Here is a 14,365-nt window from a genome sequence, read left to right on the forward strand (position 1 = left end):
TCACATTCCATAAAAGGATGGGAACACTAACAGTGACGCTAACACTAAGATTTGAATAGCAATAAATGGCATGACACCACGGTATATATCTCTTGTCGTCACGCCATCTGGCGCCACCCCTTTCAAATAGAACAAACTAAAACCAAATGGAGGCGTTAAGAACGAAGTCTGTAGGTTCATTGCGACAAGTATGGCAAACCACGTCATATTGATGCCCATGATTTCAGCAACGGGCGCGATCATCGGAACAATAATGAAACAAATTTCCACAAAATCGATAAAAAAACCTAGAATCAAGATCACCAGCATAGTGATAATAAGGAAGCCCCATTTCTCACCGGGTATCTCTAACATCCACTCTTCCACGAGCATATCGCCACCGGTATAGGTAAACGCCATTGAAAATGCTGTCGCACCTAACAGAATCGCAAACACCATCGCGGTTACTTTCACCGTTTCTTTTGAAGCTTCATAAAGCATACGGAAGTTAAACTGGCCATAGGCAAGGGACAGTACAATTGCGCCTGCGCCCCCGAGAGCAGCAGACTCTGTCGGAGTTGCAACCCCTGCAAATATTGACCCTAGAACAATCACAATCAACGCCAGTGGCGGTATGATCGCTTTCAACGCTGTTTTGACTTCTTGAGAACGAGAAATAGACTCATCTCTAGGAATAGGCTGCGCAGCTTCTGGGTTAAGTTTTGCATAAATCAGGATGTATAAAACATAGGCGCCAACTAACACCAATCCAGGCCAAATTGCCGCCTGAAATAAATCACCAACCGGCACACCGAGTACATCCCCAAGCAAGATCAGAACAATCGAAGGCGGAATGATTTGACCCAATGTACCAGACGCACATATGGTGCCACACGCTAGCCCTTTGTCGTAATTGTACTTCAGCATAACCGGTAGGGAGATAAGCCCCATCGCCACTACTGACGCTCCTACAACACCTGTAGACGCTGCAAGCAATGCACCCACTAGTACCGTTGAAATAGCAATACCACCACGCACACCACCAAATAGACGCCCCATTGATTCAAGCAGTTGCTCTGCCAACTTGGTTTTTTGTAACACTAAGCCCATGAAGACAAATAACGGAACCGCCATCAAAACGGTATTTTCCATAATCGATTGGATGCGATATGGCATGAAAGCGAACATTTCTATGCCTTCTGCCCACACGCCAAATATCAGCGCGATACCTCCAAATGTGAAGGCCACTGGAAATCCTAACAGTAGCGCAAACAGCGCTACAAAAAACATGACTATGCCGATCATAGAAACAATCCTTATTCTTTAGAGTCGGTTGAATTGGCGTATATCAAATGAGGGTTGACCAGCTTATTCAGAGAGTGGAGCACGAGCCCTACTCCACTGATCGCCATGAAGAAGAATGAAAGAGGGATCATAGCTTTGATTACCCAGCGATACGGCAAGCCTCCTGGATCACCTGACGTTTCACCTAGTGCAAAGCTTTCTTTGGCAAAATCAATGCCGAACCAAGCCACGAGTAAACAGAATGGGAAAAGAAACACAAAGGTACCGATCAAATCGATAATAGCGCGCGCTTTTATCGACAGTCGTTCGTAAAATACGTCGACCCTCACGTGGCCTCCAGCTTTAATCGCGTATGGAACACCAAGTAAAAATACCGCTGAAAATAGGTGCCACTCCATCTCTTGAAAGGCAATCGATACGTCATTAAATACGTAGCGCATCACCACGTCGTACACGACGTTTGCAAGTAGTAATAAAAACAAAATACTCGACACCACTCCCAGCATGTCGCTAACTTTGTTAAACAGTCTCTCTATATAAATTAGGCTTCGCATACCAGACTCCATCCCGCGACTCATATTGTTTTATTTATGTGTAGAGTGCGTAAGTATTCAACATTGAACATCGGACAATAAATTTTGATGACGAAGGAACACTCTGCGAGCATCTCGTCACTTTATCGTTAATAAGATTAAATAGGTGTAAAACTGAATTCGGAACTCATCGACAGGAGAAGTGGCGCAAAGCGCCACTTCAGAACCATTAGTCATCGAACTTATTAAGGTAAGCTTTAGAAGCGATATCAGTCCATGAACGAACTTGCTCTAGATAAGCAGCTTGAGACATTTGAATCTCTTTCGCTGTTGCATCTTTCGCAGCATGCTCTTTTAGCAATTTATCGTTCGCATCACGCAATGCATCGATAACTTCGCGTGGGAAATCTTTCACTTTAATATCAGGGTAATCCGATTGGATTGTTGCCCAGTTTTTACCGCTTTCATGGGTAGATTGGATATACATATCGTACGCGGCTGTTTTCATTGCGATTTGTAGGATAGCTTTCAGGTCATCCGGCAACTTATTCCAGGTACGTTTATTCACAAGGAATTGAAGCTCCGTTGCAGGCTCATGCCAGCCTGTATAGTAGTATGGTGCGATTTTGTGGAAACCCATACGTAGATCTAGAGAAGGCCCTACCCACTCAAGAGCGTCGATTGTACGACGTTCTAGAGACGTATAAAGCTCGCCCGATGCGATATTCGTTGGTTTTGCACCAACTTCTGCCAGAATTTCGCCCGCGAAGCCTGGTATACGCATTTTCAAACCTTGTAGGTCTTCAACACTATTAATTTCCTTTTGAAACCAACCGCCCATCTGTACATCGGTGTTACCACCTGGGAATGACATCATGTTATGTGGCGAGTAGACTTTTTCCATCAACTCCATACCACCACCATGATAGAACCACGCGTATTGCTCGGGTGCCGTCATACCAAAAGGCATCGTAGTGAAATACAGTGTGTTCGGTACTTTACCTTTCCAGTAGTACGACGCCGAATGACCCATATCATATTGGCCAGACTTCACCATATCAAAAACACCGAAAGGCGCTTTATGTTTATTTGACGAGTCGATACGAATTTGCAGTCGACCATTCGACATTTCTTCGGCCATCTTAGCCATATTTTTTGTGGCATCGCCAAAAATAGGGAAATTAGGTCCCCATGTCTCAGCAAGCTTAAGGCGATATACTTTGTCGGCCGCATTTGCCGTAGTCGCAACAAAGGCTAAGCAGGTTGCCGCAACAATAGCTGTGCTCTTAAGTGCACGAGTGACTGATTTCTTGATTAGACTCATTTTCAGTTCCTTGAGTAGTTTCTTATATGGAGTGACATCCGAACACCCCAAGTTTCACGTTCAAGGTAACTATGAATCTAATTATCAATATCTTGTATTCGTGCGACCACGCATTCTCCCCTCCACACAAACCTAAGTTCGACCTTTGTATTACGTAGTAATACGTAGGATATTTGCGACTAATAGACGTAACCCATTATATTTCAATGAATTGCCATAGCTCTCACGCCAATAAGAAAAGTTACTACGTACGTATTTACCCTCGCTAAAAATTACAGAAATGCTACGCAACTCACAACAACTGCTAACAAATAGAGCGCTATAGCAAAGTAACAACAGCAATGCATAAGCAAGTAGGTGCGTTTAATCCAAGAGAGTACAGCAAAGTTTAGGAAGGCTATTTAATTGTGGGGCGTGAGATAGGTCGTGAAGCAACAAGATCAAAAAAGCCCCTTAACCGGGGCCTTTTTGACATTGAATAAAGTGAGGCATTACTGCGCTTTGTAGATCACTTTATTACCAGCAAGCTGTTCTTTCGCAACTAAGCCTTCTTCTAGTAACTTCTTAAGAGCACCCGTTGCCCAAGATGCTGCTTTAGCGTCTTCTTGGCCGGCTTCTTGGCCAATCCCTTTAGGGTTGATACCATCGGCGTGCTTAACAACAATATCTAATACTTGTTGCTGCTTAGGAGTTAATGCTACTTCAACTTTTTTTGTCGCAGTTGCTTTTTCAGCTACAGGTGCTTTTTTTGCTACCGGTGCTTGTTTAACTACAGCTTCTTTTGCTACAGATGCTTTTGCTACAACAGATTTTTCTGTTTTTGTTGCAGCTGCTGTATTCGCAACTACCGCTTTAATGCGCTTTTGCAATTTTGATTGCACTTTGCGCTTATGAGCAAGTTTCATTGAGTTTTCTCTCCATTTCACTGCGCTGTAAGCAGTGGTCAAAATTTGAAGCGCGTTTTATACCAAAATTTTGACAGCTTTTGTAGAGGCATGACACAAAGCGTCACGAAAAATGCCGACTTTCAACGTTTATGACTATTATTTAAACAATAATGCTGACATTTTTCGAGCATCATATAACGTCATGTGCATGACTGCTTTTTGCTATTAAGGGTGCTATTTGTAATCTATGAACAGTATTCACATAAGTAATCACCACTATTCTTTGCACTCACCCATACTACGAAAAAGTGTGGCTATCGCTGCGCTTATAGGATTCGCAATTGTCCTTTTCTCACCAAACTGGCAACTGTCGCTTGTTGTTATTGCTTTACTTGTCGTCGCCCTAAGTTTCACTTACTACACCATAGTAAAAAGCCGGGTTACCTTTACGTTAACCGCGACTCATTTTCAACAGCATATGTTTAAAGGCGGCTGGGCACTTCGTTGGTCTGACATCGAACGTATTGGGATTTGTAGTCACCATCATGATGGTTGGCATACTCCACTTCCTTGGATTGGTCTACGAATTAACAATTACCAAGCTTATCTCAATGCTATTTGTCCACGGATCGCGACGGATTTGCTACTTAGCCAGCGCGCCTTGCTTTATCTTGGACTGCAGCAAACATCTCCACAGACGACCTTTGAAGACATTGTGCTGGATTCCACACCATTTATCGATTGCGATGGTTCTGAGTATCACGGCCTTATGGCAATGCTTGCCAATCGTATGAAGTATCAACGCGAGTTCTTTGGTTACGATATTTTTATTTCGGAAGCAGATTTGGACAGAAGTGGGGAGGAATTTGTAGGACTGACCCGCCGCTACTTAGCAGCAGCGGATCGTGACATGTTCGAATCGTAACTATGCCATTTTATAAGCGAAAATTAGCTTAGTGCTCAGTAAAGCGGCATCTCATCAGCAACAAATGGGTTTGATACTCTTTCATGACCAAACGTAGACTCTGGTCCATGGCCAGGAACAAAAGCAACGTCATTACCTAAAGGCCATAATTTGCCTTTAATCGACTGGATCAACGTTTCGTAGTTACCTTGTGGGAAATCCGTTCGACCGATACCACCTTTAAACAACACATCGCCAACAAATGCTTGTTTAGCAGCATTGTTAAACAGCACAACGTGGCCTGGAGTATGACCTGGCGTGTGAATGACGTTTAAAGACTGATTGCCAAATGTAATAACGTCTCCATCATCAAGCCATTGATTAGGTTCAAAAGCTTTCGTCAGAGGGAAACCAAACATTTGACTCTGATTTTCTAAGCCTTGCAGCCAAAAATTATCAGCCTTATGGGGACCAACAATTTCTACACCAAGTGCTTTTGAAAGAGGCTCAGTTCCACCAACATGGTCAAGATGCCCATGGGTGAGCACTAATTTTTCTACTTGAACGCCGAGCTCTGCGATAAGCACTTGCAGTTGTTCAATGTCTCCGCCTGGATCAATCAACACACCTTTCATGGTTTCATCACACCAAACAATGGAACAATTTTGTGCAAAAGACGTCACGGGCACGACTTGATACTTAAGACTCATCGGAAATCCTACTATTCAAAAAAAGTAGCGAGACTATGACATTGTCTATAAGCGATGACAAGTCAGTTACTGCCCTCGCTAGTTTTTAATCAGAGCCGTTTCAGTAACACTCCCTCTTCTATTGTCATACTGATACACGTCGGCTCTAAAGTGTGCTTTACCATCTTCAAGCCAAGCCGTTTGATAAATAATATGGACAGGAATTCTATTTTTAAATGAAATGGCTTTGTTGTCTCGATACGTCGATAAGTCGTCAAGTAGCTTTCCCTGATGTTCTAATAATACCTGTGCAAACTTATCAGCATGCTCAACTCGAATACAACCAGAGCTATAGGCACGACTGCTTTCATTAAACAGTTGTTTGCCGGGGGTATCGTGCAGAAAAATCGCCCGTTCGTTGGGGGTGTTAAACTTATATTGTCCTAATGCATTCCACACGCCTGCTTGCTGCCTCATTCGATAAGGAAACTGTTTAGGCTGAACTTCTTTCCAATCTATCACCGTAGGATCAACCGTGACGCGGTTATGCCAACCCTCGAGAATTTCAATACGCTGTGAAAACAGGTACGTTGGATCATTCTTAACTTTAGGGATGATGTCTTTCACCATAATTTTCCAAGGCACATTCCATGTTGGATTCACAATTAACGAATCCATCTTGGTTTCAAAAATCGGTGTGGGCCTCGTTAACCGCCCAACAATCACTCTCGATTCAAAACGTGCCTCACCTTCGCCCCAATATTTGAGTTCAAAACTAGGTACATTCACCAAAATAATATGCTCTCTCTGCTGAGGCCAGAGGCGTGAACGTTCAGCATTAAGCGCTAACACTCTTAACTTCTCTTGCGCAGGCATATTTAACCAATGCAGTGTATTGGGTCCAATAATACCGTCATCCTCAAGACCATAAAGCCTTTGAAACTCCTTAATGGCGTACTCTAAAGATTGGTCAAACATCCCGTCTTCTCTTACGTCGACATAAAGCTCAGATTCTGCAAGGCGATCTAACAAATGGATATAGGGTTCAGGCTCAAGCTTATCCCCTTTTCTGATTAGCCCGACTTGTTCGTATGCCGTCAGCTCAATTTGGGATTTGGCTAATAAATCTATATAGGCATTTTCAAAACCTAATTGCTGTAGCATGGGCGGTGATAACGAGAGCAAGTAATTAGCTAATGTGTTGTTCTCGATAGCAAGTAGGAGTTGATGGACTTCCGTTGCCGATGGCCTTGGCAACGCATCAATTAAGCTTTCAGAAAAATACCACTGCTTACCAAGTTCTGGGACAGCAGCAATATAACTGATGTACAGCAGTAACGTGTCGGTCGCGGCTCGATCATATTCATCAAAATGCCCCGTCTGATACAAAGACTGCATATGTTTTACTCTTTGCTCAAATAAGGGACTAAAACCAGCCAGGTTAACCATTTCTAATTGCAGGTTTAATTGTGCGTTGAGCTCATTATTGGACCAAATTTTTTGACTATTTGTCTCGTTATAAACGTAATCAACTAACGAGCCATACAGTAAGATCTCAGTCACTGACTTTTTTGATATGGATGATGGTAGGCTTGGTGCTGAAGGCGCACTGCGTTTGTCATAATAGGCAGGTTGTACGGTTGCCGCGATCGCAGCAACCGTATCCCTTTCATTAATATCTTGATCGGGGGCAGCCCACACCTGCGCTGCCACTAAGCACACCACTCCTGCTGTCACCACGGAAAATAACTGCTTTGACATCTAGCCACTCCCTCTCTCTAGAGTTTAAGTATGGCAGATCTCACCGTCTCAACATGACTAATTTACAGGCAAACTCCCTCCGTCTCATTTATGTGATCATCTTCCAGTGGTTATCCCATTGGATCGGAGAATGCAGCATTTTCACCGTCAAATCGGGGGCGATTTGCACCACTTTTCCAGCGCCTGAGCTGATGAAAAAATGCTCATCTTTAATCACGACGCCTGACGCGTCTGGCAGTACTTTGATTTGTAATAACTTCAGTGTCTTCTTATCCCATATTCCATAGCAGTTGCCCCTAGGTGATGTGGCAACAATATGCTGTTTATTGGCTGCAATGCTGGCAACATAGTGATTAAATCTAGCCCAATCTTCCGCTTCTCCACCTAACTCTTGCAGCGGTTGCCCTCGCTTGTGCGAAGCGACAAGCGGGACATACGAGTCAGCTTCGCCACGGTATTGCTGGCCTGTCAGTATCGTATCATCATCATCGTGAGCAAGATGACGAATACTTTTTCGATGATCCTTAAGCGACACTTGCTCTAGCAACTCACCAGTGGCACTAAGGTACGCTAGACTCGGGGTCATCGTGGATAAGTTTAGTGGTGTACGCCCATCAGTATGCACACCGCCAACGCCAACCACCAAAGTGTCGTCTCGCGTAATGATCACTTCATGTGGTCCTTTGCCAAACCCGGTAAACTCTTCAACTTTTTTATAGCCTTGCTGTGTATCGTATACTCCAATAATGCCACGGCTAGATGAACGTTCCCCTTCTGTTGCATATAACCAGCGACCATTAGAAGAAAAAACACCATGGCCATAAAAGTGGCGTTGTTTAGATGCTAGGATAAGGGATGTCATTTCACCGCTTTGGTAGTTAAATACCATAGCGTAAGTGCCAGGCCTTCGACCAAACATTACCGCCAAGGGCTGATGAGGATGTATAGCCACACCGTGCCCTCGACCGGGCAGTGGTAATTGATGAACCGGTTGAGTGCCATTCGCAGCAATGACGACGTCGAATTCTCCATTGTGACGGATAGAGCCACCAATCAACTGGGGAGAACGTCGCGGCTCTAACACTGAAGAAGCAGCCGTACTGCAGCCCGCTAACCACGTAGGAGCCATTGCGCCCATCGCTCCTAACCGTATTAAATTTCTCTTGGTTATATCAATCGCCATCAGTTGCATTAAACCCTATCACGACACCCAACTTTATCGCCGCTTCTTCACTCATTAAGTATCTAAGCTGCTCAAGTTTGTTATATTGGTTTAACACCATTCGGTAACCATCTTTGTTTTGCAGTAACTCAAAAAGACTGGAGGACGCAGGCCAAGTTTCTAGGATGCTTTTAAACTGATGGTCAATTCTCACTGCCAGCTCAGATGCCCCCGACTCACGGAGTATCAAATCAAGTCCTTGCCCATTCGCCATATAAAGCGACTGCAAGGCTTCTACATTGGCTCGTAAATGCATCATCGATGTCTGAGAGCGCCAAGATTCAGAAAAGTACGGTTTTGCTGCCCCCACTTTCGCTAAAGGGCGTGACAATTTTTTCATGCTGTAATCCAACTGATTGGTCAGCAACGCTAAATATTCAGCCGTCCAAGCTTTGTCATCCAATGCGCTCCAGGGGTTTACCGACCATGCCTGCACGATGACTCCCGAACGCTCCGTTAATGCTCCGGTTATGGCAATAAGTAGTGAGCAGCTTGATGACGGGTTGGTTTCCAAATTAGATTTTGGATCAAATAGTAGCCATTCGACGGCACCTAATCCCTGCACAGTGACACTCTCATCTTTTATCGCAGCAACAGACCAGCTATCTCGCTGACTCGCGGCCGTCATTTTGCGCCCAGTCGTGTTTTTTTTGTCTGGCCAAAACTGAATATTCCAATTTTGTTCTAACGCTTGAGTGGGACCTCTTTCTTGTCCCTGCAACCACATCCATTGCTCCATCCCTTTCTGCCAAGCACGCTCAACAGAAGCAATGCTCTCCGTTTGCTGACAATATGCTTGAGATTGCTGGTACAAACTGTCCATGGAGAGGTTGAATTGCACGGCCGATTGGTGCTCAAGCTCATAAACATGTTGGCTAACATGGTGTGTCTGTTCGGGCTGAAGAGCTTCAGGCGGAGAAGATGCACTCCGCTGCACCTCGCTTGTCGCGCCGCAGCCTACTAAAAGAGCTGACAACATCATCGCTAATAGACCCATTATCGATACATGGTATTTCATCACGTTTCCTTATAATGAGTTCAAAAAAGCAATCAACGCCTGACGCTCTTTACCACTTAGTGCCAAGAAGTTCTGCTGTGTTGCTTTTGCTTCACCACCATGCCACACAATGGCTTCAGTTAAGTTTCTCGCTCGCCCATCATGAAGAAAATACGTATGCCCATTCACTTCTTTGGTATAACCAATGCCCCATAACGGCGGCGTCCGCCATTCTTGACCTGTCGCAGCATATTCAGGTCGATTGTCGGCCAAGCCTTCCCCCATATCATGCAACAACATATCAGTATAAGGATGAATCCTTTGCGCCGATAAAGCGGGTAAGTTCTCTCGAGTATCGGTTTGAACATTCGTTCGATGACAGCTCTCACAACCGACTTTCGTAAAGAGTTCTTGCCCTTCAATCACTTGTGGGTCTTGAGTATTCCTACGGCTAGGTACGGCTAAATGTTGGCTATAAAACTCGACAAAGTCTAAAATTTTGTCACTCACTTCTGGAACCCCTCCACTTACCCCTTCATGACACACATCTTGCTGTGACGAGCAGTTTTCGGAAGGAAATAGCGTGCTGGTGAGGCCGAGATCACCTTGAAATGCTGCGGCATTTTGTTGCATTAAGTTGGGTTGTCCAGCCTTCCAACCAAAGCGACCTAATGCCATTTTTTGGGTACGCGCATCCAGGACATAATTAGGTTTACCTGAAACCGTCGAACCATCTTTAGCTTGTTGTTTTGCCATTTCTAGAATTGTTGATTCAGGTATGGATTCCAATAACCCAAGGCCAATCATAGGTGGTGCCACTCTTGCAGACATCATGACATCTGGGTGCATATCTCCATACGCCAACTCAACAATCTTTAAATTTGGTTTACGCAGAAGGACAGTCGTCCCATCACTAAATTGAACAGGAAGCTCACTATATGTAATGCTTATCTGACCTTCCGGTGTCATATTAGGTAGAGCGAAATCTTGCAGCTGACCACCATATGTTGGCTCTGGAATCACCCCTGATCGCTTAATTTGGCTTTTCTGTGCTTCTGTTTCGGCGGGTATACTTAATCGTACCAACATTGAAACCGCATGCTGATCATTTGCCTCAGGCGGATGTCCTCGTCCATCTTTGATATGACAGTTTTGACAACCATTGGTATTAAATAATGGGCCAAGTCCATCTCTAGCATCCGTTGATGCGGGAGCTTGAACCCAAGGGTTTCGGAAGAAACTGTTTCCCACACTAAAATCCAACCGCTTACTCATCGGTAAGTTTGCCGCGGGAAGAGAAAACGCGTTAGCACCTTGCTTATTTACGGTCGTTTTACCACCAGAATACTTGCTAATTGGCTGCTCGGCATAGCTAAATAGAGACATCATGGCAAAGGCGGTGGGCAATAATATTTTAAACATTCAACACTCACTCATATCGGATCAACAAAGGGGGTTCATCCCCCTTTTTATTATTATCTGTTAAGAACTAACGAGAATTCAGACGGACTAAAAGTCATGGTCTGCCGTGTCTGGGTTCAAGCTTGTGATGCCAATAATTCCAGCGGCACGCTCAATAGAACCAGTCTGAGCAACTAACGCGACGATCGTATCGTTGACCAATTTGTTACCTTGAGGGTTGTTTGAGGCGATAAGCTGATCAAAGTGTTGGTTATCGTTTTCCGCAGAAGAGACCAGTTGACCAACTTGAGCACGAGTCACGTCGAACTGCTTTTGAATTTCTTTCGCGGCCATCTTATCTTTTTGTGCAACAAGGTCCGCGATACTTGGACCGACAACTAAAGTCCCATTGGTACGTACATACGTTCCGGTATACACGTTGTAGATACCTTGTTCATTGTAGTAATGTGAGTTGTGAGTATTATCCGAGAAGCAATCGTGCTCATCTTCAGTCGAGTTAGCTTCTAATGCAACTTTCATACGCTCGCCTGCCAGTTCGCCCAGCGATAACGAGCCCATACCAAACAGCATTTTTCTCACACCGTTAACTGGTTTATCTGCCAACAGCGTCGAGCGGTAATTATTTTTCTCTGAATCCGACCACTGTTTTTCCATCCATGCCAAATCTTGAATTAACAAGGTTGACGCCGCCTGTAAATACTCAGCACGTCGCGCACAATTACCGTTACTACAACCTTCACCCACGACATAATCCGTGTAAGGACGCTCGCCGGCACCCGCATTTGTGCCGTTAAGATCTTGCCCCCACAACAGAAATTCAATGGCATGATAACCCGAAGCAACATTCGCTTCTGAGCCACCAACTTCGTTCAAATCAGCAATCAATGCCGGTGTAATCGCTTTAGTATCGAGTGTGTTTGCACCGATGGTTAGGCTTTCATTCGCCACAATATTGGCTTGCGCACCATCATTACCTAATTCGTATTGGTAGTCTGAGCTAACATAATCAATCAAACCTTCATCGAGCGGCCAAGCATTAAGTTGCCCTTCCCATTCATCAACGACAGCATTGCCAAAACGAAACACTTCGGTTTGTTGATAAGGTACACGAGAAGCGATCCATGCTTGTTTTACATCAGATAACCCCTTTTCTGAAGGGTTCGCTAAAAAAGTGTTAATAGAAGTGTCTAGCGATTTGGCCGTAATAAGGGCATCGGAGAAAACGGCATGAGCCAAATCGGCGTAATGTTCGACGACTTGTTGTTGCGAAACTGCAGATAGCGCAGTCGTTGAAGTCAGTACCAGAGAGGCAGCCACTGCACTCTTCACAAAAGTGGTTACATTCATTGAAGCATCCTTGTTGAGCATAATTATTATTTCGTAGTGCGAATTGTTATCATTAACACTATCAATGCGCAATAATACTCAGTTACAATTTATTTTCAATGACTAATACAAAAAAACCCCACTTTCGTGAGGTTTCTTAACAAATTAAAACGTGGCGTTAGAATTTCAGATTGTGCTTACCATGGGACACTTTGGCTTTTAGGTAACTTTCGTTTCCGTCTTTTACATGAGCGTTGGTGTTCACTACCTCTTTAATAGTGATGCCATGCTCTTGCAGTTCTCGGACTTTCTTCGGATTGTTAGTGACCAATTTAATCACATCCATACCCAGTGCTTGTAGCATTTGTGCTGCTTCAGAAAAGTCTCGAAGATCATCACCAAAACCTAGATGGTTATTGGCTTCATAGGTATTCATGCCTTCAGATTGTAGCTTATAGGCATCAAGCTTATTATATAAACCAATACCTCGCCCTTCTTGGCGTAGATAAAGAATAATGCCGCCTTCAGCACCCATTTTTTGTATGGTTTCTTCTAACTGTTCCCCACAATCACAACGAGATGAGTGGAAGACATCGCCAGTTAAACATTCCGAGTGCATTCTCACCAAAGGGATATCTTGTTGCTGGTCGACGTTTTTAAAGATTAGAGCAACGTGCTCTTTGTCTGTGCTAAGTCCACGAAAGGAAAGCATCTCAGCTTGGATATCACTATTAAGTCCAACTTTTAATTCTATTCTGGCTCGTACTTCCGCCATAACTTCTCTCACTTGATTTTTTAGGCCAATATCAATATCGTCTTAGCCAGTTCACACTACACTCTACCCTTGACTATGGGGGTTGGTCACTGAGTTTTCAATGATAACTTTGTTATAACCGTTGTTATAATATAACAGTCGGTAGTATGAAGACACTAAAAAACCCTAAGTGCTTCCACCTAGGGTTATAAAAATGTGACCTGTTTGACCGTATGATCTAATGGTTAAATTATCACTTCAACGATGGGAGCGCAGCCATTAAATAGAGTGAATGCGGTGAACTTTATGCCTGAGTCTGTTTCCAAACTGCTAATTGAATCCAAACATTTTCAAGCTCGGCTAATTCATCTTGAGTTAAAATAGAAAGGGTTTTGAAACCACTTGCTGCTTTCGGTTCCTGATACGACTTTAGGTGAGCGTAAAAGTCCTTTTTTAACTGGTTAATTGCTGCTTCCACTGCGTTTTCCACCATCGTAACTGGTTAATCTATAGTCATAAAATGATAATAACATCATGACATTTTCGTACACTTTAATTCGAACGAACTGGAATCATAATCACACTTTGACGCGACTAGGTTGGCATCGAATTAAATAGAAACACGCCAATATAAATTTTGTTGCTGCACATTTCGCTCAAAGCTTTAGAATACCTGGCATCGTTCACTTTACAGAGCCTAGCAATGTTAAAAATAATCAGTAATCAAGACTTTGATACGTTTTCAAACAACGCAAAGCAAGCCCCCCGCCAGCGCAGCCACCATAATTTACACGAGCAACTAGACGCGAACGTACAGCGTTTATTCATATCAACAGAACCTGATACCTATATGCGACCTCACAGGCACAGTGAGTCACATAAGTGGGAACTGTTTTTAGTATTAAAAGGTCAGCTTGATCTGCTAATCTTCAACGATGAAGGCCACGTGACAGAGCGCCATAGCCTCTCACCGGATACTAACCGAGCTATCGAGATCCCACCAGGAACTTGGCATGGTTACGCTTGTATGAGCGAAGGCACGGTTGGCTTAGAAATAAAAGAAGGGGCTTACCTTCCAACCCAACCACAAGACTTTGCTTCTTGGTCACCTGCTGAAGGCGAAGACGGCGCGGACGCATATCGCGACTGGATGAGAACGGCTCAACCTATTTCAGAGTAGTCCTCACCTAAATCTCAATAACGAGGCCAATATATTCGGCTCGTTGAGTATCAATGCTATGATTCTCTCTGAAGAGTCATAG

14 protein-coding genes are annotated in these 14,365 nt (G+C 44.0%); 2 read left to right on the forward strand and 12 right to left on the reverse strand.

Translation table 11 applies throughout. From position 1 onward, the window contains the following. The 4 genes from L4D74_RS17015 to L4D74_RS17030 form a co-directional block, all read right to left on the reverse strand. Complete coding sequence (locus L4D74_RS17015) at nucleotides 1–1,284, reverse strand: TRAP transporter large permease (protein WP_428753491.1); 1,284 nt, start codon at nucleotides 1,282–1,284, stop codon at nucleotides 1–3. Between the two features lie 11 nt (nucleotides 1,285–1,295). Then, nucleotides 1,296–1,838 (reverse strand): TRAP transporter small permease subunit, encoded by a 543-nt coding sequence (locus L4D74_RS17020; RefSeq protein ID WP_428753492.1) that lies wholly within the window; start codon nucleotides 1,836–1,838, stop codon nucleotides 1,296–1,298. 208 nt (nucleotides 1,839–2,046) lie between these two features. Next, on the reverse strand, nucleotides 2,047–3,141 hold the full coding sequence (locus L4D74_RS17025; RefSeq protein WP_428753493.1) for a TRAP transporter substrate-binding protein: 1,095 nt from the start codon (nucleotides 3,139–3,141) through the stop codon (nucleotides 2,047–2,049). A gap of 491 nt (nucleotides 3,142–3,632) precedes the next feature. Continuing rightward, a complete protein-coding gene (locus L4D74_RS17030) occupies nucleotides 3,633–4,046 on the reverse strand; it encodes a MarR family transcriptional regulator (protein ID WP_428753495.1) in 414 nt (137 codons plus the stop codon). 229 nt (nucleotides 4,047–4,275) lie between these two features. Between L4D74_RS17030 and L4D74_RS17035 the strand changes: the two genes are divergently transcribed. Then, entirely contained in the window at nucleotides 4,276–4,953 is a 678-nt protein-coding gene (locus tag L4D74_RS17035; protein WP_428753496.1) for a DUF2982 domain-containing protein, read from the forward strand. A 35-nt stretch (nucleotides 4,954–4,988) separates the two neighbouring features. Here the strand turns inward: L4D74_RS17035 and L4D74_RS17040 are convergent, their stop codons facing one another. From L4D74_RS17040 to L4D74_RS17075, 8 genes are all read right to left on the reverse strand, one after another. Then, nucleotides 4,989–5,642, reverse strand: coding sequence for an MBL fold metallo-hydrolase (locus L4D74_RS17040; protein ID WP_428753498.1), 654 nt, complete (start codon nucleotides 5,640–5,642; stop codon nucleotides 4,989–4,991). A gap of 78 nt (nucleotides 5,643–5,720) precedes the next feature. Continuing rightward, on the reverse strand, nucleotides 5,721–7,382 hold the full coding sequence (locus L4D74_RS17045) for a L,D-transpeptidase family protein (protein ID WP_428753499.1): 1,662 nt from the start codon (nucleotides 7,380–7,382) through the stop codon (nucleotides 5,721–5,723). A gap of 88 nt (nucleotides 7,383–7,470) precedes the next feature. Continuing rightward, nucleotides 7,471–8,574 (reverse strand): DUF1513 domain-containing protein, encoded by a 1,104-nt coding sequence (locus L4D74_RS17050; protein WP_428753500.1) that lies wholly within the window; start codon nucleotides 8,572–8,574, stop codon nucleotides 7,471–7,473. Beyond that, entirely contained in the window at nucleotides 8,555–9,622 is a 1,068-nt protein-coding gene (locus L4D74_RS17055; protein ID WP_428753502.1) for an imelysin family protein, read from the reverse strand. Before L4D74_RS17055 ends, L4D74_RS17050 begins: the two co-directional genes overlap by 20 nt. Nucleotides 9,623–9,631: 9 nt before the next feature. Continuing rightward, nucleotides 9,632–10,990: a di-heme oxidoreductase family protein gene (locus L4D74_RS17060; RefSeq protein WP_428753596.1), complete on the reverse strand. Its 1,359-nt coding sequence runs from the start codon at nucleotides 10,988–10,990 to the stop codon at nucleotides 9,632–9,634. 120 nt (nucleotides 10,991–11,110) lie between these two features. Next, complete coding sequence (locus L4D74_RS17065) at nucleotides 11,111–12,370, reverse strand: imelysin family protein (protein ID WP_428753503.1); 1,260 nt, start codon at nucleotides 12,368–12,370, stop codon at nucleotides 11,111–11,113. Nucleotides 12,371–12,527: 157 nt separating this feature from the next. After that, the gene (locus tag L4D74_RS17070; RefSeq protein ID WP_428753504.1) at nucleotides 12,528–13,124 is read right to left on the reverse strand and encodes a GTP cyclohydrolase II; all 597 of its coding nucleotides are present in this window, start codon (nucleotides 13,122–13,124) and stop codon (nucleotides 12,528–12,530) included. A gap of 283 nt (nucleotides 13,125–13,407) precedes the next feature. Further along, nucleotides 13,408–13,581 (reverse strand): hypothetical protein, encoded by a 174-nt coding sequence (locus L4D74_RS17075; RefSeq protein ID WP_428753505.1) that lies wholly within the window; start codon nucleotides 13,579–13,581, stop codon nucleotides 13,408–13,410. Nucleotides 13,582–13,806: 225 nt separating this feature from the next. Between L4D74_RS17075 and L4D74_RS17080 the strand changes: the two genes are divergently transcribed. Continuing rightward, nucleotides 13,807–14,283 carry a WbuC family cupin fold metalloprotein gene (locus L4D74_RS17080; RefSeq protein WP_428753506.1) on the forward strand — a complete coding sequence of 159 codons (477 nt, stop codon included), beginning with the start codon at nucleotides 13,807–13,809 and terminating at the stop codon, nucleotides 14,281–14,283. Nucleotides 14,284–14,365 lie beyond the last annotated feature (82 nt).

The organism is Vibrio cionasavignyae, from assembly GCF_050337155.1.
Lineage (GTDB): Bacteria > Pseudomonadota > Gammaproteobacteria > Enterobacterales > Vibrionaceae > Vibrio > Vibrio nomapromontoriensis.

Bases quoted from the DNA above. Each gene is read 5' to 3' on its own strand.
- L4D74_RS17015 (WP_428753491.1), bottom strand. From the start codon at position 1,284: ATGATCGGCATAGTCATGTTTTTTGTAGCGCTGTTTGCGCTACTGTTA.
- L4D74_RS17020 (WP_428753492.1), bottom strand. From the start codon at position 1,838: ATGCGAAGCCTAATTTATATAGAGAGACTGTTTAACAAAGTTAGCGAC.
- L4D74_RS17025 (WP_428753493.1), bottom strand. From the start codon at position 3,141: ATGAGTCTAATCAAGAAATCAGTCACTCGTGCACTTAAGAGCACAGCT.
- L4D74_RS17030 (WP_428753495.1), bottom strand. From the start codon at position 4,046: ATGAAACTTGCTCATAAGCGCAAAGTGCAATCAAAATTGCAAAAGCGC.
- L4D74_RS17035 (WP_428753496.1), top strand. From the start codon at position 4,276: ATGAACAGTATTCACATAAGTAATCACCACTATTCTTTGCACTCACCC.
- L4D74_RS17040 (WP_428753498.1), bottom strand. From the start codon at position 5,642: ATGAGTCTTAAGTATCAAGTCGTGCCCGTGACGTCTTTTGCACAAAAT.
- L4D74_RS17045 (WP_428753499.1), bottom strand. From the start codon at position 7,382: ATGTCAAAGCAGTTATTTTCCGTGGTGACAGCAGGAGTGGTGTGCTTA.
- L4D74_RS17050 (WP_428753500.1), bottom strand. From the start codon at position 8,574: ATGCAACTGATGGCGATTGATATAACCAAGAGAAATTTAATACGGTTA.
- L4D74_RS17055 (WP_428753502.1), bottom strand. From the start codon at position 9,622: ATGAAATACCATGTATCGATAATGGGTCTATTAGCGATGATGTTGTCA.
- L4D74_RS17060 (WP_428753596.1), bottom strand. From the start codon at position 10,990: ATGATGTCTCTATTTAGCTATGCCGAGCAGCCAATTAGCAAGTATTCT.
- L4D74_RS17065 (WP_428753503.1), bottom strand. From the start codon at position 12,370: ATGAATGTAACCACTTTTGTGAAGAGTGCAGTGGCTGCCTCTCTGGTA.
- L4D74_RS17070 (WP_428753504.1), bottom strand. From the start codon at position 13,124: ATGGCGGAAGTACGAGCCAGAATAGAATTAAAAGTTGGACTTAATAGT.
- L4D74_RS17080 (WP_428753506.1), top strand. From the start codon at position 13,807: ATGTTAAAAATAATCAGTAATCAAGACTTTGATACGTTTTCAAACAAC.